This window comes from Alicycliphilus denitrificans K601 (genome assembly GCF_000204645.1).
GTDB lineage: Bacteria > Pseudomonadota > Gammaproteobacteria > Burkholderiales > Burkholderiaceae_C > Alicycliphilus > Alicycliphilus denitrificans.
Window position 1 is genome coordinate 3166789 of record NC_015422.1, and the last position, 19926, is coordinate 3186714.

Below are 19926 nucleotides of genomic sequence, written 5' to 3' on the forward strand. Positions count from 1 at the left end.
CCCGCGCGCTCACTCGGGCTCGATGCCCGCGGCCTTGATCACCCTGCCCCACTTCTGGGTCTCGGCGGCCTGGAACCTGGCCAGTTCCTCGGGCGTGGTGGTCCAGGCCTCGGAGCCCGCGGTGTCGAAGAACGACCTCGCGGCCTCGCTCCTGGTGGCGTGGGCCAGCAGCTCGTTGAGGCGCGCCACCACGGGCGCGGGCGTGCCAGCGGGCACGTAGGCGGCAAACCAGTAGCCCATGTCGTAGCCCTTCACGCCGGCCTCGGCGATGGTGGGCACGTCGGGCAGCTGCGCGCCGCGCTTTTGCGTGGAGTAGCCCAGCGCGCGCAGCTTGCCCGCCTTGATCTGCGGCACGCCGGTGGACGTGTCGGTGATCATCATGTCGATCTGCCCGCCCAGCAGGTCGGTGATGGCCAGCGGGTTGCTCTTGTAGGGCACGTGCAGGATGTCCACGCCCGCGAGCTGCTTGAGCATCTCGCCGGCCATGCGGCTCGACGAGCTGCCGCTGCCGAAGCTGAGCTTGCCGGGGTTCTTCTTCGCGGCAGCGAGCAGCTCGGCCACGCTCTTGTAGGGCGCGCTGGCGTTCACCACCAGCACCTGCCCGCCCTTGCCCAGGCCGGTGACCGGGGTAAAGTCCTTCACCGGATCGTAGGGCAGCTTCTTGTACAGGTGCTCGTTGGCCGCGTGCGTGGTGTTGGTGGTGATGAGCACGGTGTAGCCGTCGGGCGCGGCCTTGGCCACGGCCTGCGCGGCGATCATGCCGCTGGCGCCGGCCTTGTTGTCCACCACCACGGGCTGCCTGGTGTCGGTGCTGACGGACTGGCCCAGGGCGCGCGCGAGCTGGTCGGTGGCGCTGCCCGCCGCGAACGGCACGACGAAGGTGATGGCCTTGGCCGGATACCGGGCCTGCGCGCCAGCCGTGCCGGCCAGAGCCAGTGCGAGCGCGGCTGCGGCCGTGGCCAGTGCGCGGCGGCGATGCGTGGATGGATTCATGTCGTCTCCTGTGTTGCCATGTTGAAAAAGGGAAAAGGGGCGGCTCCGCGTCACCGGGGGCCTGCCAAGTGCCGCGCCAGCGCCGCCGGCACCCGAACGGGCAGGTCCAGCAGCAGGAAGGACAGCGCCTTGCCGTGGCTGTCGAGGTTGAGCGCGTCGTTCACGCCGCCGTCGAGCACGCCGTCGAGCACGAAGTTCATCGCGTGCAGCTGCGGCAGCAGATGGCGCGCGACGCGGCTGGGCCGGCGCAGCGCGAACTGGCGCGCGACGGCCTGCTCGGTGACCTGCTCCACGAGCAGGTTCCAGAGCGCGGGATGCCAGGCGATCACGCTGATGTTGGAGCGGTTGCCCTTGTCGCCCGTGCGGCCGTGCGCCAGGCGGTACAGGGGAACGGTCAAGTCGGTATCGGTCATGGTCGATGGGCCTTTCAGTCCAGCAGCGTGAAGCCCGTTTCCACCGCCGCGCGCGGCACCAGGCACGACACCGTGCCCAGGCGCGGGCGCATGGCGGTGCGCACGCCGCCGCCGCCGGCCGGGCCGCAGCAGTACAGCGCCGTCACCTCGCGCACCAGGCGCTGGGCGCTGGCGTGGTCCTGGTGCTGCAGCGCCACGCGCAGGCGCACGTCCTGCGCGTCCTGCCCTGCATGGGCCTGCAGCCAGCGCCCGGCGTCGTCGGCAAAGACACTGGCCACGCCGATCAGGTCGACGCGTAGCGGCGCCACGCCCGCCAGGCGCTCGCGCAGCACCTCGCCGCCCAAGCGCGCGCGCGCCTCGGCACGCGCGCCGGCATAGGAGATCTCGCCCTCGGCGAACCAGCCGGACTCGAAGCACACGTTCACCTTGAGCGAGGGCGGCCGCGCATGGCCGCGCACGCCCTCCAGGCGCACGCGGTCGGCGCCAGCCTGGGCGACGCGGGCCTGCGTGATGTCGGCCACCACGTCGGGCGTGAGGTAGGCGGCGGGGTCGTGCAGCTCGTACAGCAGTTGCTCCTTGACAGTGCGCTCGTCCACGCGCCCGCCCGTTCCCCCGGGCTTGGTGATGGTGCAGTGGCCGTCGGCGTCGATCTCGGCGATGGGGTAGCCCAGGCGCGCCATGCCCGGCACGTCCTTGTAGCCCGGGTCAGCGAAGTAGCCGCCAGTGACCTGCGCGCCGCATTCGAGCAGGTGGCCGGCCATGGTGGCGCGCGCGAGGCGGTCCCAGTCATCCATGGCCCAGCCGTAGTGCGCCAGCGCCGGGCCCAGCACCAGCGACGGGTCGGCCACGCGGCCGCAGACGACGATGTCGGCGCCCGCGCGCAGCGCATCGGCGATCGGTTCGGCGCCGATGTAGGCATTGGCGCTCACGACAGGCTGCGCGGGCATGTCCTGCCCCAGGGCCTGGGCCAGCAGGGCGCGGTGCTGCGGCCCGCTCAGGTCGTCGCCGTGCACCACGGCCACGCGCGGGCGGCGCGCGCCCAGCTCGGCCGCCAGCTGCAGGATGCGCAGCGCGGCTCCCTGCGGGTTGGCCGCGCCGAAGTTGCTCACGATGCGCACGCCATGGCGCAGGCACTGCGCGAGCACGGGGCGCAGCAGCTCGTCGAGCAGCGGCTCGTAGCCCGCCCCGGGGTCGGCGCGGCGCGCCAGCTGGGCCAGCGCCAGCGTGCGCTCGGCCAGGGTCTCGAAGATCAGCACGGCGGGGCGGCCGCTGTCCACGAGCGCCTGCACCACGGGCGCGGCGGCGTCGGTGCGGTCGCCCGAGAAGCCGGCCGCGCAGCCTATGAGCAGGGATGAAGGGTTCGCCATCGCGTGTCCTCGGGTTGTCTCTGCGGCGCACTGTAGGCGCGTTGGGTTAATCTGTGAAATAGATTGTCACGATCAATTCATCGAAAAAACGAATGAATATCTCCTCGCGCCAGATCGACGCTTTCCTCGCCCTGGCCGCGCAGCGCAGCTTCACGCGCGCGGCCGCGCAGTGCCACCTGTCGCAGCCGGCGTTCAGCGCACTCATCCGCGCGCTGGAGGACGGCCTGGGCCTGCGCCTGTTCGACCGCAGCACGCGCCATGTGGGCCTGACGGCCGAGGGCGAGAACTTCCACGCATCCGCCCTGCGCATCCGCGCCGAGGTGGATGCAGCGCTGGCCGCCATGCGCGACGCGGCCACGTTGCGGCGCGGGCGCGTAGCCATCGCGCTGCTGCCGTCGCTGGCCGCGGGGTGGCTGCCGGGCGTGCTGGCGGGCTTTCACGCCCGGCACCCGGGCGTGGAGCTGGACATTGCCGACGTGCTGTCCGAGCCCTGCATCGAGCGCGTGGCGACGGGCCGGGCCGACTTCGCGCTGGCCGCCATCCGCGCCGACACGCCCGAACTGCAGGCCGAGCCGTTCTGCCGCGACGGCTTCCACCTGGTGTGCCGCACGGACCACCCGCTGGCCGCGCGGCCCCTGCCCGGCGGCGCACCCGCATCGCTGCGCGCGCTGGCCCAATGGCCCTTCATCCACCTGGCGCGGCACAGCAGCGTGCGCCAGTACCTGGAGGCGGCCTTCCACCCCCAGGCCATGCGCACCGTGATGGAGGTCGAGCAGCTCGCCACCGTGACCGGCATGGTGCGCGCGGGGCTGGGCATCAGCGTGGTGCCGACCTTCACGCTGTTCCACTTCCAGCACCCCGACCTGGCCACGCGGCCGCTGACGCTGCCCGGGCTCACGCGGCAGATCTACCTGGTGCGCCGGCGCGACCGCAACCTGTCCGCGGCGGCCCAGGCGCTGCACGCGCATGTGCTGCGCGAACGCCCACGCAGCGATTGATCACCAAAAACGATAGCTGCCTACGCCCTGTAGGCAATGGTTCGGCACGGATTAACCATAATGCGCTTGCACGGTACGGCTTTCGGCTGGCACGGGCGCGACCGCAGTGCCACACTGCACTCCAAGGAGGACACCGCATGACCACCCAGAACACCGTGTATGCCTGCATCGACGGGCTGGCCACCACGCACGCCGTGGTGGATGGCGCCGCCTGGGCCGCGCAGCGGCTGGGCGCCCCCCTGGCACTGCTGCACGTGCTGCAGCAGCCCGAGCCGCTGCCGCCCGTGGGCGACTACAGCGGCGTGATAGGCATGGGCGCGCAGGACCTGCTGCTCGAACGCCTCAACACCCTGGACGAGGAGCGCACCCGGCTGGCGCGCGAGGCCGCGCGGCGCATGATGGAGCAAGCGCGCCTGCGCGTGCCCGAGAGCGCCGCCGGCGCGCTGCAGATACTGCTGCGCCAGGGCGACCTGACCGACGCGCTGCTGGAATGCGAGCCCAGCGCACGCCTGTTCGTGCTCGGCAGCAACCGCCAGGCCACCAGTCCGCGCAAGCTGCGGCTGGACCACCGGGTGGAGAGCGTGGTGCGCCAGGTGCGCCAGCCGGTGCTGGTCATGACCCGGCCGGACTTCAGCGCCCCCGGCAGCTTTGTCGTGGCCTACGACGGCAGCGCCACCGCCCACCACGCGATAGAAGCCGTGGCGCGCAGCCCGCTGCTGCGCGGCATGCCGGGCCTGCTGGCCATGGCGAGCGAGGCCACGCCCCAGGCGCAGAAACACCTGGACGAAGCGCAGGCGCTGCTGGGCCAGGCCGGCTTCGAGGTGGGCACGCAGTTCGTGGCCGGCCCTCCCGAAGAGGCGATCCCGGCGCTGATGGAAAAGCGCGGCGACGCACTGCTCGTGCTGGGCGCCTACGGCCACTCGCGCATACGCCAGCTCATCGTGGGCAGCACCACCACGGCGCTGCTGCGCCTGTGCAGCGTGCCCATGCTGGTACTGCGCTGAACGCGCCACGCGGCGCCGTTCACAACGGCCGCGCCGCCTCCACCAGCCGCTGCGTGTACGGGTGGCGCGGCGCATCCAGCACCTGCCGCACGCTGCCGCTTTCCACCACCTCGCCGTCCTTCATCACGAGGACCTCGTGCGCCATGGCGCGCACCACCGCCACGTCGTGCGTGATGAGCAGGTACGACAGCGCGCGCTCCTTCTGCAGGCGCTGCAGCAGGCCCAGCACCTGCTGCTGGATGGTCACGTCCAGCGCGCTCGTGGGCTCGTCCAGCACCAGCAGCTGCGGCTGCAGGATCAGGGCGCGCGCGATGGCCAGGCGCTGGCGCTGGCCGCCCGAGAACTCATGCGGATAGCGCGAGAGCAACCCGGGGAACTGCGCCTCGGTGAGCCCCACCTCGGCCAGCATGGCGGCCACGCGGGAGCGGCGCTCGGGGACGGGAAGCCGGGGTTCATGCACGTGCAGGCCCTCGCCCACGATTTCCTCCACGGTCATACGCGGCGACAGCGACGAGAACGGGTCCTGGAACACCACCTGCACCTGCCGGCGCAGCAGCTGGTTGTGCGTGCTGTTGTGTTGCGCGGGCTGCTGCCAGGACTGGCCCGCCACCTGCAGTTCGCCGCGCGCGGGCAGCAGGCCCAGCAGGGCCTGGGCCAGGGTGGACTTGCCCGAGCCCGACTCGCCCACCACGCCCAGGGTGCGCGCGTGCTGGATGCGAAAGCCCACGCCCTTCACGGCCACGAACTCGCCCTTGGAAAACCAGCCGCGAAAGCCCGGCAGGGGCACGGGATAGGCCACGCTCAAGGCCCCGGCCTGCGCCGCGGGCACGGCGCCTTCGGCCGGCGCGCCCTCGGCCACGTCGCGCCGCGGCGTGCTGCCGATCAGGCGGCGCGTGTAGTCATGGCGCGGCGCGCCGAACACCTGGGCCACCGTGCCCTGCTCCACCAGCGCGCCCTGCTCCATCACCGCCACGCGGTCGGCGAAGCGGCGCACCAGGTTCAGGTCGTGCGTGATGAGCAGCACGGCCATGCCAGTCTGGCGCTGCAGGTCGGACAGCAGATCCAGGATCTGGCCGCGCAGCGTCACGTCCAGCGCCGTGGTGGGCTCGTCGGCCAGCAGCAGCCGGGGGCGGCTGGCCAGCGCCATGGCGATCATGGCGCGCTGGCGCTGCCCGCCCGAGAGCTGGTGCGGGAAGCTCCCGGCGCGCCGCGCGGGCTCGGGAATGCCCGTGCTAGCTAGCAATTCGATAGCTGCTTGCGCGCTCTGTGCTTGCGTCAGGGCCTGTTTCAGCATCAAGACCTCGGCCACCTGCTCGCCCACGGGCATGAGCGGGTTGAGCGCCGTCATGGGCTCCTGGAACACCATGGCGATGTCGCCGCCGCGCACGCCGCGCAGCTCGCGCTCGGGTAGCTGCAGCAGGTCGCGCCCCTGCATCAGCGCGCGGCCTTCGAGCTGCGCGTCGCCCGCCAGGCGCAGCAGCGCCAGCGCCGTCACCGTCTTGCCCGAGCCCGATTCGCCCACCAGCGCGAGCTTTTCGCCGGGGGCGATGTTGAAGCTCACGCCATGCACCACTTCCTTGGCGCCGAAGCGCACGCGCAGGTCCTGCACCTGCAGCAGCGGCGGTGTCTGGGGGTTCATCGGAGCGGTGGCGCGCATGTCAGTTCTTCCGTGGATCGAGCGCGTCGCGCAGCGCGTCGCCCATGAAGGTCAGCAGCAGCAGCGTGCTGACGAGCACGGCGAAGGTGAAGATGGAGATCCACCAGGCGTCGATGTTGTTCTTGCCCTGCGAGAGCAGCTCGCCCAGGCTGGGCGTGCCCGGCGGCACGCCCAGGCCCAGGAAGTCGAGCGAGGTGAGCGCCAGGATGGCCGCGCCCATGCGGAACGGCAGGAAGGTGACCACCGGCGTCATGCTGTTGGGCAGGATGTGGCGCCAGATGATCTGGCCGCTCTTCACGCCCAGCGCGCGCGCGGCCTTCACGTAGTCGAGCTGGCGGTTGCGCAGGAATTCGGCGCGCACGTAGTCCGACAGCCCCATCCAGCCGAAGAGCGACAGCAGCACCAGCAGCAGCGCGATGCTGGGCGCGAACACGGCGCTGAAGATGATGAGCAGGTACAGCTCGGGCATGGAGCCCCAGATCTCTATGAAGCGCTGGAAGGCCAGGTCGGTCTTGCCGCCGAAGAAGCCCTGCACGGCCCCTGCCGCCACGCCGAGCAGCACGCCCACCACGGTGAGGGCGATGCCGAACAGCACGCTGACGCGAAAGCCGTAGATCAGCTGCGCGAGCAGGTCGCGCCCGCGGTCGTCGGTGCCCAGCCAGTTCTCGCGCGAGGGGCCCGAGGGGTTGGGCTCCTTGGCGAAGTAGTTCAGGGTCTGCGGCCCATAGGGGTTGAGCGTGTACAGCGCCCAGTTGCCGCCCTCGCTCAGCCGCTGGCGCACGAAGGGGTCGAGGTAGTCGGTGGGCGTCTGGAAGTCGCCGCCGAAGGTGGTCTCGGGGTAGTCCTTGAGCATGGGGAAGTAGGTCTGCCCCTCGTAGCGCACGATGAGCGGCCGGTCGTTGCTGACCAGCTCGGCCCCCAGGCTGATGACGACCAGGGTGCAGAACACCACCAGGCTCCAGAAGCCCAGGCGGTTGCGCTTGAAACGCAGCCAGGCGCGGCGCGCGGGCGACAGGGAAACCGAATCAGTCGAACTTGACACGCGGGTCCACCCAGACATAGCAAAGGTCGCTGACGAGCTTGGTGACAAGCCCGATCAGCGTGAACAGGTACAGCGTGCCCAGCACCACGGGGAAGTCGCGCCGGATCACGCTCTCGTAGCTCAGCAGGCCCAGGCCGTCGAGCGAGAACAGCGTCTCGATGAGCAGCGAGCCCGCGAAGAACGCGCCGATGAAGGCCGACGGAAAGCCCGTGATGATGGGGATCAGCGCGTTGCGGAACACATGCCTGTAGAGCACCTGCCGCTCACCCAGCCCCTTGGCGCGCGCCGTGAGCACGTATTGCTTGCGGATCTCTTCGAGGAACGCGTTCTTGGTCAGCATGGCCGTCACCGCGAAGCTGCCCGCCACCATGGCCGTGACGGGCAGCGTGATGTGCCAGAGGTAGTCCGTCACCTTGGCCCACAGGCCCAGCTCCTCCCAGTTGGCCGACGTCAGCCCGCGCAGCGGGAACCACTGCAGCTGCCCGCCGAACACCACCAGCAGCGCCACGCCCAGCACGAAGCCGGGAATGGCATAACCCACGAGGATGATGAGCGTGGTGACGAGGTCGAAGCGCGAGCCCGCGCGCACCGCCTTGGCCACGCCCAGCGGCACGGCCACCAGGTAGCTGATGAAGAAGGTCCACAGCCCCAGGCTGATGGAGACGGGCAGCTTCTCCTTGACCAGCTGCCACACGTCCTTGTTCTGGAAGAAGCTGCGCCCCAGGTCGAAGCGCGCGAACTGGCCCAGCATCTGCACGAAGCGCTCGTGCGCGGGCTTGTCGAAGCCGTAGAGCGCCTTGATCTGCGCGAGGCGCTTGGGGTCCACGCCCTGCGCGCCGCGGTAGGCCATGCCGCCGCCCTCGCCGCCGCCACCCATGCCGGCCACGCCGGCCTTGGCCTCGGCCAGGTACTGCTCCACCGGGCCGCCGGGCACGAACTGGATCACCACGAAGGTCAGCAGCAGCACGCCCAGCAGCGTGGGCAGCATGAGCAGGATGCGCTTGAGGATGTAGGCGAACATGGCGGCCGATTATGGGTTTAGATCCAGCGCCGCACCCGCTGCAGGTAGCGCTGGTACGGCTCCCCGAACAGAGCGCGCAGCGCCCGCTCCTCCGGCAGGATCTGGAAGCGCGTGATGTAGGCCACGAACACCGCCAGCGCCAGCAGCGACAGCGGGCTGCCCAGGTACGCGCACCACGCCAGCAGTTGCACGGCCATGCCCAGGTACATGGGGTTGCGCGTGAAACGGTACGGCCCGGACTGCACCACGGTGCTGGCGCGCCCGGGCGCCAGCGGGTTGGGCGTGGTGCCGTGCCGGCGGAACGTCCACAGCCCCCACAGCTCCAGGGCCAGCCCCGCGGACGCCAGCACGGCCACCAGCGCCAGCCGCCCCGGCATCTGCAGCGCAAGGGCGGGCGCGGCGCGGGCCAGCCACCATGCCAGGCCGGCGCAGGCCAGGCCAATGACCGGCGGGGGAATCTTGTGTTCCAGGTTGAACATTTAAGTAAAAACAGTGCGAAAGCCTTGCCAGTAAAGCGCTACCAGCTATGGTTTTTGCGCCCACCAGGTATCTACCACCCACATCTCGCCCGGCGAGTACGGCGGCACCACCTGCGGGCGCGCCAGGCGCCAGGCGTTATAGACCATGCGGTGCGTGGGCGCCGACCATTGGGGTATCAGGTAATGCTCGTGGGCGATGATGCGGTCCAGCGCGTGGCAGGCGGGCAGCACCTGATCGAGCGTCCTGGCCGACACCATGGCGCGGATCGCGGCGTCCACGGCCGGGTTCTTCACGCCGGGGAAGTTGCCCGAATCCTCCTGGTCCGCCGCCTGGCTGCCGAACAGGTCGGCAAATTCCTGGCCCGGGTTGTTCGTGCCCTGGTAGGCGATGGTGGTGATGTCGAAGTCGAACTTCTGCAGCCGCTGCTGGTACAACGCAAAGTCCACCGAGCGGAACCTGAGCGTGATGCCCAGCTTGGCCAGGTTGCGCTGCCAGGACGAGAGCGTGCGCACGCCGCCCTCGCTGCTGTCCATGTACTCCAGCACGAAGGGCTCGCCCCGGGCGTTGCGCAAGGCGCCGTCCTTGACTTCCCAGCCCGCATCGCGCAAAAGCGCCTGGGCGCGGCGCAGATGCGTGCGCAGGGCCATGGCGTCCGCGGTCACGGGCGGCTCGAACATGGGGCCGAACACCTCGGGCGGCAGCTCCTTGCGCCAGGGCTTCAGCAGGGCCAGCTCCGCGGGCGTGGGGTTGCCGTGCGTCTCGCACATGGTGTTGCCGAAGATGCCGTGCACGCGCTGGTAGGCGCCGTAGAACAGCTGGCGGCTCATCCACTCGAAGTCGAACGCCAGGCCCAGCGCCTCGCGCACGCGCCGGTCCGCCAGCAGCGGGCGGCGGGTGTTGAGCACATAGCTCTGGAAGCCCGTGGGCAGCTTGTTCGGGAACTCGGCCTTGACCAGCTCGCCCGTGTCGAACTTCTTGCCGTTCACGCGCCGCGCCCAGTCGCCGGCGCTGAAGAAACGCATCAGGTCGAACTCGCCGGCCTTCAGCGCCTCCAGGCGCGCCGTGTTGTCCTTGTAGATCTTGATCAGCACGCGGTCGAAATTGGCCGTGCCGCGGCGCACGGGCAGGTCGCGCGCCCAGTACTGCGGGTCGCGCACGTAGGTGATGTCCTTGCCGAAGTTCACCGGGCCGATGCGGTACGGCCCGCTGCCGATGGGAATGTCCATCACCACCTGGTCGAAGGGCTTGGGCTTGCCATCCTCGCCCAGGCCCCAGTCGCGGCTGAACACGGGCAGGCCGCCCACGGTGAGCGGCAGCTCGCGGTTGGGCTTGTGGAAGCGGTAGCGCACCGTGCGGTCATCGAGCACGTCCACGCCGGCCACCTCGATGAGCATGGTCTTGTACGCGGGCGAGGTGTACGGGCCCACCAGCGTGTCGAAGCTGTGCTTGACGTCCATGGCAAGCACCGGCTTGCCGTTGTGAAAGCGCGCCTCGGGCCGCAGGCGGAAGGTGGCCGACAGGCCATCCGGCGCCACCGCCACGTCCTCGGCCAGCAGGCCGTAGCCCGTGGCGGTCTCGGCCAGCGAGCCGGAAAGCAGCGTGTCGAACATCAGCGCCGACAGGTAGGCCGGCGCGTTGCCGCGGATGGTGAAGGGGTTGTACTTGTCGAACGTGGAGGCGCGCAGGTTGCTCACCAGGCGCAGCTCGCCCCCCTTGGGCGCGCCGGGGTTCACGTAGGGCAGGTGGTCGAAGCCAGCCGGCAGCGCCGGTTCGCCCCACATGGCATAGGCATGCGCAGCACGCGCGGGCGAGCCGGAGTACAGGGCCAGGCACAGGAGGGACAGTGAACAGATCAGCCGATACCGCATGCGACAATTCTGCATTACACACACCGCATCCTCAGGAGAACAACAATGGGTTTCCTCGCCGGCAAGAAACTGCTCATCACGGGCGTGCTGTCCAACCGCTCCATCGCCTACGGCATCGCCCGCGCCTGCCACCAGCAGGGGGCCGAGCTGGCCTTCAGCTACGTGGGCGAGCGCTTCAAGGACCGCATCAGCGAGTTCGCCGCCGAATTCGGCTCCAAGCTCGTCTTCGACTGCGACGTGGCCGACGACGCGCAGATCGAGAAGATGTTCGAGGACCTGGGCGCCGCCTGGGGCAAATTCGACGGCTTCGTGCACAGCATCGGCTTCGCGCCGCGCGAGGCCATCGCGGGCAACTTCCTCGAAGGCCTCTCGCGCGAGGGCTTCCGCATCGCGCACGACATCAGCGCCTACAGCTTCCCGGCCATGGCCAAGGCCGCCCTGCCCTACCTGAACGACAAGTCGTCGCTGCTCACGCTGAGCTACCTGGGCGCGCTGCGCTCCATCCCCAACTACAACACCATGGGCCTGGCCAAGGCCAGCCTGGAGGCCAGCGTACGCTACCTGGCCGAGGCCGTGGGCCGCACGCAGGATGGCCGCGCCATCCGCGCCAACGGCATCAGCGCCGGCCCCATCAAGACCCTGGCCGCCAGCGGCATCAAGGACTTCGGCAAGCTGCTCGGCCGCGTGGCCGACGCCGCCCCGCTGCGCCGCAACGTGACCATCGAGGATGTGGGCAACGTGGCGGCCTTCCTGCTGTCGGACCTGGCCAGCGGCGTGACGGCCGAGATCACCTACGTGGACGGCGGCTTCAGCCAGACGGCGGGACTGAGCGCCGATCAGGTGTAAGGCACACCCGCAGGAAAGCCCCGCTGGTTTCGCGGCCAGCGGGGCTTTTCTACGCTGGCAAGGGCTCTCCCATCCATCGCTGCCGCCCCGAAAGAATGAAAAACCGGAACAAGGCCACCCTGATCGGGCTGGTCGCCATCTTCTTGTGGAGCGCCATCGTCGGCCTGATTCGCAGCGTCAGCGACCACCTCGGGCCGACGGGCGGGGCAGCCATGATGTACAGCGTGGCCTCGGTGTTCTTGCTGCTGTCGGTGGGCTGGGTCGGGCTGCGCGAGTTTCCCCGGCGCTACCTGGCCTGGGGCAGCCTGCTGTTCGTGGCCTACGAGCTGTGCCTGTCCTTGTCCATCGGCTATGCCGACACCAGCCGCCAGGCCATCGAGGTGGGCATGGTCAACTACCTGTGGCCCACCTTCACCATCGTCGCGGCCATCCTGTTCAACCGGCAGAGGGCCAACTTTCTGATCGTCCCCGGGTTCGTGCTGTCCATCATCGGCATCGGCTGGGTGCTGGGCGGCGAGCAGGGGTTCGACCTGCCCGGCATGCTGGACAACGTGCAGGACAACCCGCTGAGCTACGGCCTGGCCTTCGCTGGCGCGCTGATCTGGGCGGCCTACTGCACGGTGACGGCCAGGATCGCGTGCGGCAAGAACGGCGTCACGCTCTTCTTCGTGCTGGTGTCCGTGGCGCTGTGGGCCAAGTACCTGGTCGAAGGCGGCGGGGCCATGGCGTTCGGCTTCGAGGCCGTCGTCTACCTGGTGCTGGCCGCCGCGGCCATGGGCTTTGGCTACGGGGCCTGGAACGTGGGCATCCTGCACGGCAACGTGACCATCCTAGCCGGCGCCTCGTACTTCATCCCGGTCTTCTCCGCGGCCCTCTCCATGCTGCTGCTGCGCACGCCGCTGTCCCTGGCCTTCTGGCAGGGCGCGGCCATGGTGTGCGGCGGCGCGATCCTGTGCTGGCTGGCCACGCGCGGGCCGCGCGCGAAGCAGGCCCGAACCCGCTGAACAGATGAAAAAGCCGGGGGCTTCCCGGCTGGTTGGCTGGCTGGCTGGCGGGCCAGGAATCAGGCCTGCGCGCCCTCCAGGCGGCGCAGATGGGCGTAGATCTGGTCCTTGAGCAGCAGCTTTTCCTTCTTCAGCGTTTCGATCTCCTGCATCGTGGCCGCGACGATGCGCGCCTCCATATTCTTGATGCGCTGGTCGAGCTCATTGTGTTTGTCAAACAGCCGGGTGAAGTGCAGGTCCTGGCCCTTGATCTTGGTAATCAGGTCGCGGTACTCGGGAAACATCGGTGCTCCTTGGGTGGTGGTTGACATATACAGTTTACGGGTTTACCCCCCGCCGCCGCCAAGGCGGCTGCATGAGCAATTGACTTAGGGGAAGCGGCGAGCACCGCCATGGCGAACGCCGCGCCAGCCCATCAGCCCAGGACAAGCAATGCGCCCCACCCTCCCAGGCCCGCTCGAAGGCGGCCATGCTCCTTGGTGCGTTTTTCGCATGAATCGCTTGCCCATCCTGCGCTGGAAGCTATGGATTTTGATAGTCCTCGGCTGCATGGCGGCCCACGCCGCGCCGCCCTCCCCCACGCTGGCGCGGCGTTATCACACCGGCATCGACGTCACCGCCTACTGGGTCAGCGAGAAGTACGACGGCGTGCGCGCGCTGTGGACCGGCCGGCAGCTGCTGAGCCGCCAGGGCCTGCCGATACGCGCGCCCGCCTGGTTCACCGCGGGCTGGCCTGCCGAGCCGCTGGACGGCGAGCTCTGGGCCGGGCGCGGCCGGTTCGACGCCGCGCAGGCGGCCGTGGCGGCGGCCGCGCCCGATGACGCGCAGTGGCGCGCACTGCGCTACATGGTGTTCGACCTGCCGGCCGCGCCCGGCGGTTTCGGCGCGCGCCTGCCCACCCTGCAGCACGCGGTGGCCGCGCTGGGCCAGCCCTGGGTGCAGGCCGCGCCGCAGTGGCGCGTGGCCACCCGTGCGCAGCTGATGGGGCAGCTGCGCGAGCACGAGAAGGCCGGCGCCGAGGGTCTGATGCTGCGCAGGGACGATGCGCCCTACCGCGGCGGGCGCAGCGAGGATCTGCTCAAGCTCAAGTCGTTCGAGGACGCCGAAGGCCTGGTCGTGGGCCACGTTCCCGGCCGGGGCAAGTACGCGGGGCAGACGGGCGCGCTGCTGGTCGCCATGCCCGGCGGACGGCGCTTCCGCCTGGGCAGCGGCCTGCCCGATGCACTGCGCCGCCAGCCGCCGCCCGTGGGCTCGGTGGTGACCTACCGCTTCAACGGCACGCACGCGAGCGGGCTGCCGCGCTTCGCGCGCTTCTGGCGCGTGCGCGCGGACGAGCCGCTCAATTAGGGCAAATTTCAGGCGGATACCACTCCCGCCGGCCTTGGCATGCGGCCGCGCAGGCACCGAAGGCCGCCATCAGAACCATACTCAAGGTCTTCGCAGCCGGAAACCGGCGCCCCGGACCCGCTGCCAACCTCATGCTCGCCACAACCCTAGCAGCGAGGAGGCAAGAGAAATCCCATGGACTTTCTGACATCCGCCGAATTCTGGGCGGCCCTGGGCCAGGTCATCGTCATCGACATCATTCTGGGCGGCGACAACGCCGTGGTCATCGCGCTGGCCTGCCGCAGGCTGCCGCCGGCGCAGCGCAGCAAGGGCATCGTCTTCGGGACGGCGGGTGCGATCGTGCTGCGCGTGATCCTCATCGCCTTCGCGATGGCGCTGCTGGACATCCCCTTCCTGAAACTCGTCGGTGCCCTGCTGCTGGTGTGGATCGGCGTGAAGCTGCTGGCCCCCGACGAGGACGGCCATGGCGACATCCAGGGCAGCGACAAGCTGCTGTCGGCCATCAAGACCATCGTCATGGCCGACCTGCTGATGAGCATGGACAACGTGATCGCCATCGCCGGCGCGGCCCAGAACTCCGGCGAGCATTCGCTGCTGCTCGTGATCCTGGGCCTGCTGTTCTCGATCCCGATCATCGTGCTGGGCAGCCAGCTGGTGATCAGGCTGATGGAACGCTTCCCCCTCATCATCACGGCCGGCGGCATGCTGCTGGGCTGGATCGCGGGCGGCATGCTGGTCACGGACCCGGCCTTCGTGGACCCCGACCAGTGGACCTGGATGCCCAAGCCGGTCACCGTCGATGCGCAAGGCGAGGCCGTGATCCCCGGCCCCCTGTACTGGGCGGCGCACGTCGCCGGAGCGCTGCTCGTGCTAGCCCTGGGCAAGCTGCTCGCCTCCCGCCAGAAAGGAGCGCTTGCCCATTGAGCATCTTTTTAGCCTCCAGCGCTTGATGGACAAGCGCTAGCAGCTCTCAATAAAGTAGCATCAGAGCGTGCGCCCGAAAGGCCCGTCGTCCCCCACCTGGACCAGCTTGCCCTTGGGCCTGGGGGCGTTGGCCGCGCGGCCCGTTTCGGCCACGCAGTCGGCGTAGTAGCTCACGTTGCCGTGGTCGTCCTCGATCTCCACCAGGCCGTGGATGTCGGTCTCGAAGCCCGGGCAGAGCTTGGCGAACTCGCGTGCGAACTTCAGGTAGTCCACGATCTTCTTGTTGAACACCTCGCCCGGGATCAGGAGCGGGATGCCCGGCGGGTACGGCGTGATCAGGCTCGTGGTGATGCGGCCTTCCAGCTGGTCGATGGCCACGCGCTCGGTCTTGCGCTGGGCGATGTGGGCGTAGGCGTCGCTGGGCTTCATCGCGGGCGTGAGGTCCGAGAGGTACATCTCGGTCGTCAGGCGCGCGATGTCGTACTTGGCGTAGAGCTGGTGCACGTGCTGGCACAGGTCCTTGAGGCCCATGCGCTCGTAGCGCTTGTGCTGCTGGCAGAACTCGGGAAGGATGCGCCACATGGGCTGGTTCTTCTCGTAGTCGTCCTTGAACTGCTGCAGCGCGGCCAGCAGCGTGTTCCAGCGGCCCTTGGTGATGCCGATGGTGAACATGATGAAGAAGCTGTACAGGCCCGTCTTCTCCACCACCACGCCGTGCTCGGCAAGGTACTTGGTGACGATGCTGGCGGGGATGCCGGTCTTGTCGAACTTGCCGTCCAGGTTCAGGCCGGGCGTGACGATCGTCGACTTGATCGGGTCCAGCATGTTGAAGCCGTCGGCCAGGTCGCCGAAGCCGTGCCACCGGGCCGCGCCGTTCTTCTTCTTGCCCTTGTTGCGGAAGATCCAGCTCTCGGCCGTGCCCAGGCCGTCGTCGACCAGTTCGTTGGGGCCCCAGACCTTGAACCACCAGTCATCCTTGCCGAACTCGTCCTCCACCTGGCGCATGGCGCGGCGGAAGTCCAGGGCCTCCACCAGGCTTTCCTCCACCAGCGCCGTGCCGCCGGGCGGCTCCATCATCGCGGCGGCCACGTCGCAGCTGGCGATGATGCTGTACTGCGGCGACGTGGAGGTGTGCATCAGGTAGGCCTCGTTGAAGAGGTGGCGGTCGAGCTTGGTGGTCTGCGAGTCCTGCACCAGCACGTGCGACGCCTGGCTGATGCCGGCCAGCAGCTTGTGGATGGACTGCGTGGCGTAGACCACCGAATGCCTGGGCCGCGCGCGCTTCTTGCCCATGGCGTGGAAGCTGCCGTAGAACGGGTGGAAGGCCGCGTGCGGCAGCCAGGCCTCGTCGAAGTGCAGGTTGTCCACGTAACCGTCGAGCATGCCCTTGATGGTCTCGGTGTTGTAGAGCACGCCGTCGTAGGTCGATTGCGTGAGGGTCAGCACGCGCGGCTTGACGGTCTTGGCGTCCACGCCCTTGAGCAGCGGGTTGGCGCGGATCTTGGCCTGGATGGTGGCGGGATCGAACTCAGCTTGAGGGATCGGGCCGATGATGCCGAAGTGGTTGCGCGTGGGCTTGAGGAACACGGGGATGGCCCCGGTCATGATGATGCTGTGCAGGATGGACTTGTGGCAGTTGCGGTCCACCACCACCACGTCGCCCGGCGCCACCGTGTGGTGCCAGACCATCTTGTTGGACGTGCTGGTGCCGTTGGTCACGAAGAAGCAATGGTCGGCATTGAAGATGCGCGCCGCGTTGCGCTCGCTCTCGCCGATGGCGCCGTTGTGGTCCAGCAGCTGGCCCAGTTCCTCCACGGCGTTGCACACGTCGGCGCGCAGCATGTTCTCGCCGTAGAACTGGTGGTACATCTGGCCCACGGGGCTCTTGAGGAACGCCACGCCGCCCGAGTGGCCCGGGCAGTGCCAGCTGTACGAGCCGTCCTCGGCGTAGTCCAGCAGCGCCTTGAAGAACGGCGGCTGCACGCCCTCCAGGTAGCTCTTGGCCTCGCGGATGATGTGCTTGGCCACGAACTCGGGCGTGTCCTCGAACATGTGGATGAAGCCGTGCAGCTCGCGCAGGATGTCGTTGGGCAGGTGGCGCGCGGTCTTGGTCTCGCCGTGCACGTAGATCGGCACCTCGGCGTTCTTGCGCCGCACCTCCGTGATGAAGCTGCGCAGGCTGTGGATGATGGGGTCCTGCCCCGTGCCCAGCGTGAACTCCTCGTCGTCGATCGACAGGATGAAGGCGCTGGCCCGGCTTTGCTGCTGGGCGAACTGCGACAGGTCGCCGTAGCTGGTCACGCCCAGCACCTCGAAGCCCTCGGCCTCGATGGCCTGCGCCAGCGCACGGATGCCCAGGCCGGAGGTGTTCTCCGAACGATAGTCCTCGTCGATGATGACGATGGGAAAGCGGAATTTCATGCGCTGCCTCCGGCAACCGGTCCAAAAAACGAAATAGGCGCGAAGTGTAAGGAAAATACGTATCTACCCTATGAACGCCCGCGCATTTCGCCCAGAATCGCTTGGTGTCAAAACAACAAGCCGCAACACGCGCAAAGGAGCCCTGCCTGTGAACCTGGATGCATCCACCCTCTGGTGGCTCATGGCGGGCGTCGCCGTGGCGATCGAGCTCCTGACCGGCACCTTCTACCTGCTGATGCTGGCCATCGGCTTGGCCGCGGGCGCCGTGGCGGCCCACGCGGGCCTGGGCACCACGGCGCAGATCCTGGTGAGCGCCGTGGTGGGCGCCAGCACGGTGCTGGGCGCCTACCTCTCGCGCAGAAGCCGCCCGGGCGAACCCTCCGCGCGCGCCGAGCGCAGCGTCAACCTCGACGTGGGCGAGACCATCTACATCGACGCCTGGCAGGCTGACGGCACCGCCATCGTGAAATACCGCGGCGCGAGCTGGACCGCCATCCACCGCCCCGGCATCACGCCCGCTACCGGCCCGCACCGCGTGGCCGAGCTGGTGGGCAACCGCCTGCTGGTCGATCCGCTGTAGCGCGCGCACGCCATCCCGCCCTCTCCCTTCACCGCAGCCGCCCTTGCCGGCGCAGAAAGCCAAGAACCCATGGAAGTCGCCATCGTCCTCTTCGTCATCGCCGTGATCTTCATCGCGCGCGCCGTCAAGATCGTGCCCCAGCAGCACGCCTGGGTGAAGGAGCGCCTGGGCAAGTACGCGGGCACGCTCTCGCCCGGCCCCAAGTTCATCATCCCCTTCGTCGACCGCATCGCCTACAAGCACAGCCTCAAGGAGATCCCGCTGGACGTGCCCAGCCAGATCTGCATCACCAAGGACAACACCCAGCTGCAGGTGGACGGCATCCTGTACTTCCAGGTGACCGACCCCATGCGCGCCAGCTACGGCTCGTCGAACTACATCACGGCCGTGACGCAGCTGGCGCAGACCTCGCTGCGCTCCGTCATCGGCCGGCTGGAGCTGGACAAGACCTTCGAGGAGCGCGACATGATCAACGCCCAGGTGGTGGCAGCGATCGACGAGGCAGCTCTGAACTGGGGCGTGAAGGTGCTGCGCTACGAGATCAAGGACCTGACGCCGCCGGCCGAGATCCTGCGCGCCATGCAGGCGCAGATCACGGCCGAGCGCGAGAAGCGCGCGCTGATCGCCGCGTCCGAGGGCCGGCGCCAGGAGCAGATCAACATCGCCACCGGCGAGCGCGAGGCCTTCATCGCCCGCTCCGAGGGCGAGAAGCAGGCTGCCATCAACAACGCACAGGGCGAGGCCGCGGCCATCACCGCCGTGGCTGAGGCCACGGCCACCGCCATCGAACGCATCGCCGCCGCCATCAGCCAGCCCAGCGGCGACCAGGCCGTGCAGCTCAAGGTGGCCGAAAAGGCCGTCGACGCCTACAGCAAGGTGGCGGCGGACGCCACCACCACCCTCATCGTGCCCAGCAACATGACCGAGGTCTCGGCCCTGGTGTCCTCGGCCATGAAGATGATCCAGACCGGCCAGCAGCGCGGCTAGCCCGCGCTGCCCGCGCACTCGGCCACGAGCCAGTCCCGGAACGCCTTCACCAGCGGCGTCTGCGCCCTGGCCTCGGGGTAGACGAGGTAGTAGGCATCGGCGCTCACGAGCGCGTCCGGGAACAGTTCCTCCAGGCTGCCGTCGGCCAGCTCCTGCTCGATCAGGAAGCGCGGCAGCAGCGCCGCGCCCTGGCCGCAGGCGGCCGCCTGGGCGATCATGGAGAAATGCTCCGCGCGCGGGCCGCGCAGTGCCACGGTGGTGGCGATGCCCACATGCTCGAACCATTCGGCCCACTGGGTGGGGCGCGTGCTCTGCTGCAGCAGCAGCACGCGCGTCAGGTCCTGCGGCGTGCCTATGCTATGCCGCGCGCGAAAGCCGGGGCTTGCCACGGGCACGACCTCCTCGCGCATCAGGAACTCGCACACGGCCCCGGCCCAGGTAGGGGCGCCGAAGTGGATGGCGGCGTCCAGCGGGGTGCCGGCGAACTCGAAGGGCTCGGTGCGGGCCGCGAAGTTCACCGTCACGTCGGGGTGGCGGGCCATGAAAGCGCCCAGGCGCGGAATCAGCCAGCGCGTGCCCAGCGTGGGCAGCACGGCCAGGTTCAGCAGCCCGGCCGCGTGCGAGAACGCCATGGCCTTCTGCGTGCCAGCGGACAACTGCTGCAGCGCGGCGCGCACGTCGGCGGCATAGACGCGGCCCGCGTCGGTGAGCACGATGCGCTGGCGCACGCGGTGGAACAACGCCATGCCCAACTGCTGCTCCAGCTGCCGGATCTGGCGCGACACGGCGCTCTGCGTGAGGTGCAGCTCCTGCGCCGCGCGCGAGATGCTCGCGTGCCGCGCCGCAGCCTCGAAGGCCAGCAGGTCCGCGATCGGCGGCAGGAAGGTCTTGCGGAACATGGTCATGCAATGAGGGAATGATGCCCGGGCCACAGCCCGCAGGCCCTCCGGGGCAATTGCGTTCAACAAAGCGCG

General features: G+C 69.1%; 19 protein-coding genes. 8 read left to right on the forward strand and 11 right to left on the reverse strand.

Annotation, left to right across the window (positions count from 1 at the left end):
* Positions 1-9 precede the first annotated feature (9 nt).
* Genes ALIDE2_RS15055 through ALIDE2_RS15065 form a run of 3 tightly spaced genes read right to left on the reverse strand, consistent with a single transcriptional unit; the run spans position 10 to position 2773 of the window.
* Positions 10-993: a Bug family tripartite tricarboxylate transporter substrate binding protein gene (locus ALIDE2_RS15055; RefSeq protein ID WP_013722489.1), complete on the reverse strand. Its 984-nt coding sequence runs from the start codon at positions 991-993 to the stop codon at positions 10-12.
* 50 nt (positions 994-1043) lie between these two features.
* On the reverse strand, positions 1044-1406 hold the full coding sequence (locus tag ALIDE2_RS15060; protein WP_013519494.1) for an AtuA-related protein: 363 nt from the start codon (positions 1404-1406) through the stop codon (positions 1044-1046).
* Between the two features lie 14 nt (positions 1407-1420).
* Entirely contained in the window at positions 1421-2773 is a 1353-nt protein-coding gene (locus ALIDE2_RS15065; protein ID WP_013519495.1) for an acyclic terpene utilization AtuA family protein, read from the reverse strand.
* 92 nt (positions 2774-2865) lie between these two features.
* On the opposite strand from ALIDE2_RS15065, the gene ALIDE2_RS15070 reads away from it, so the two are divergent.
* Both ALIDE2_RS15070 and ALIDE2_RS15075 read left to right on the forward strand, forming a co-directional pair.
* Positions 2866-3771, forward strand: a complete 906-nt coding sequence (locus ALIDE2_RS15070; protein WP_013519496.1) for a LysR family transcriptional regulator — start codon at positions 2866-2868, stop codon at positions 3769-3771.
* A gap of 137 nt (positions 3772-3908) precedes the next feature.
* Positions 3909-4775: a universal stress protein gene (locus ALIDE2_RS15075; protein ID WP_013722490.1), complete on the forward strand. Its 867-nt coding sequence runs from the start codon at positions 3909-3911 to the stop codon at positions 4773-4775.
* 19 nt (positions 4776-4794) lie between these two features.
* Here ALIDE2_RS15075 and ALIDE2_RS15080 read toward each other — a convergent pair whose 3' ends face one another.
* Genes ALIDE2_RS15080 through ALIDE2_RS15100 form a run of 5 tightly spaced genes read right to left on the reverse strand, consistent with a single transcriptional unit; the run spans position 4795 to position 10843 of the window.
* Positions 4795-6432 (reverse strand): ABC transporter ATP-binding protein, encoded by a 1638-nt coding sequence (locus tag ALIDE2_RS15080; RefSeq protein WP_013722491.1) that lies wholly within the window; start codon positions 6430-6432, stop codon positions 4795-4797.
* Position 6433: 1 nt separating this feature from the next.
* Positions 6434-7492: an ABC transporter permease gene (locus tag ALIDE2_RS15085; protein WP_049791334.1), complete on the reverse strand. Its 1059-nt coding sequence runs from the start codon at positions 7490-7492 to the stop codon at positions 6434-6436.
* A complete protein-coding gene (locus ALIDE2_RS15090; protein WP_013722493.1) occupies positions 7458-8495 on the reverse strand; it encodes a microcin C ABC transporter permease YejB in 1038 nt (345 codons plus the stop codon). Before ALIDE2_RS15090 ends, ALIDE2_RS15085 begins: the two co-directional genes overlap by 35 nt.
* A gap of 17 nt (positions 8496-8512) precedes the next feature.
* Positions 8513-8974, reverse strand: a complete 462-nt coding sequence (locus ALIDE2_RS15095; protein ID WP_013519501.1) for a methyltransferase family protein — start codon at positions 8972-8974, stop codon at positions 8513-8515.
* Positions 8975-9019: 45 nt separating this feature from the next.
* Positions 9020-10843 (reverse strand): extracellular solute-binding protein, encoded by a 1824-nt coding sequence (locus tag ALIDE2_RS15100; RefSeq protein WP_013722494.1) that lies wholly within the window; start codon positions 10841-10843, stop codon positions 9020-9022.
* Positions 10844-10888: 45 nt separating this feature from the next.
* On the opposite strand from ALIDE2_RS15100, the gene fabI reads away from it, so the two are divergent.
* Together fabI and yddG are read left to right on the forward strand one after the other, a co-directional pair.
* Entirely contained in the window at positions 10889-11689 is an 801-nt protein-coding gene (gene fabI, locus ALIDE2_RS15105; RefSeq protein ID WP_013722495.1) for an enoyl-ACP reductase FabI, read from the forward strand.
* Positions 11690-11784: 95 nt separating this feature from the next.
* On the forward strand, positions 11785-12693 hold the full coding sequence (gene yddG / locus ALIDE2_RS15110) for an aromatic amino acid DMT transporter YddG (RefSeq protein ID WP_013722496.1): 909 nt from the start codon (positions 11785-11787) through the stop codon (positions 12691-12693).
* A 59-nt stretch (positions 12694-12752) separates the two neighbouring features.
* Here yddG and ALIDE2_RS15115 read toward each other — a convergent pair whose 3' ends face one another.
* On the reverse strand, positions 12753-12977 hold the full coding sequence (locus ALIDE2_RS15115; protein WP_013519505.1) for an HP1242/YdcH family protein: 225 nt from the start codon (positions 12975-12977) through the stop codon (positions 12753-12755).
* Positions 12978-13185: 208 nt separating this feature from the next.
* On the opposite strand from ALIDE2_RS15115, the gene ALIDE2_RS15120 reads away from it, so the two are divergent.
* Both ALIDE2_RS15120 and ALIDE2_RS15125 read left to right on the forward strand, forming a co-directional pair.
* Positions 13186-14040: a DNA ligase gene (locus tag ALIDE2_RS15120; protein WP_238530027.1), complete on the forward strand. Its 855-nt coding sequence runs from the start codon at positions 13186-13188 to the stop codon at positions 14038-14040.
* Between the two features lie 174 nt (positions 14041-14214).
* Positions 14215-14964 (forward strand): TerC family protein, encoded by a 750-nt coding sequence (locus tag ALIDE2_RS15125; RefSeq protein ID WP_013519507.1) that lies wholly within the window; start codon positions 14215-14217, stop codon positions 14962-14964.
* Positions 14965-15024: 60 nt separating this feature from the next.
* On the opposite strand, the gene ALIDE2_RS15130 is transcribed toward ALIDE2_RS15125, so the two are convergent.
* A complete protein-coding gene (locus ALIDE2_RS15130) occupies positions 15025-17385 on the reverse strand; it encodes an arginine/lysine/ornithine decarboxylase (RefSeq protein ID WP_013722498.1) in 2361 nt (786 codons plus the stop codon).
* Positions 17386-17533: 148 nt separating this feature from the next.
* Here ALIDE2_RS15130 and ALIDE2_RS15135 point away from each other — a divergent pair, with 148 nt between their 5' ends.
* Positions 17534-17965: an NfeD family protein gene (locus ALIDE2_RS15135; RefSeq protein WP_013519509.1), complete on the forward strand. Its 432-nt coding sequence runs from the start codon at positions 17534-17536 to the stop codon at positions 17963-17965.
* Between the two features lie 69 nt (positions 17966-18034).
* A complete protein-coding gene (locus ALIDE2_RS15140; protein WP_013519510.1) occupies positions 18035-18952 on the forward strand; it encodes an SPFH domain-containing protein in 918 nt (305 codons plus the stop codon).
* Here ALIDE2_RS15140 and ALIDE2_RS15145 read toward each other — a convergent pair.
* On the reverse strand, positions 18949-19851 hold the full coding sequence (locus ALIDE2_RS15145) for a LysR family transcriptional regulator (protein ID WP_013519511.1): 903 nt from the start codon (positions 19849-19851) through the stop codon (positions 18949-18951). The two genes, ALIDE2_RS15140 and ALIDE2_RS15145, sit on opposite strands and share 4 nt — an antisense overlap.
* Between the last annotated feature and the right edge of the window lie 75 nt (positions 19852-19926).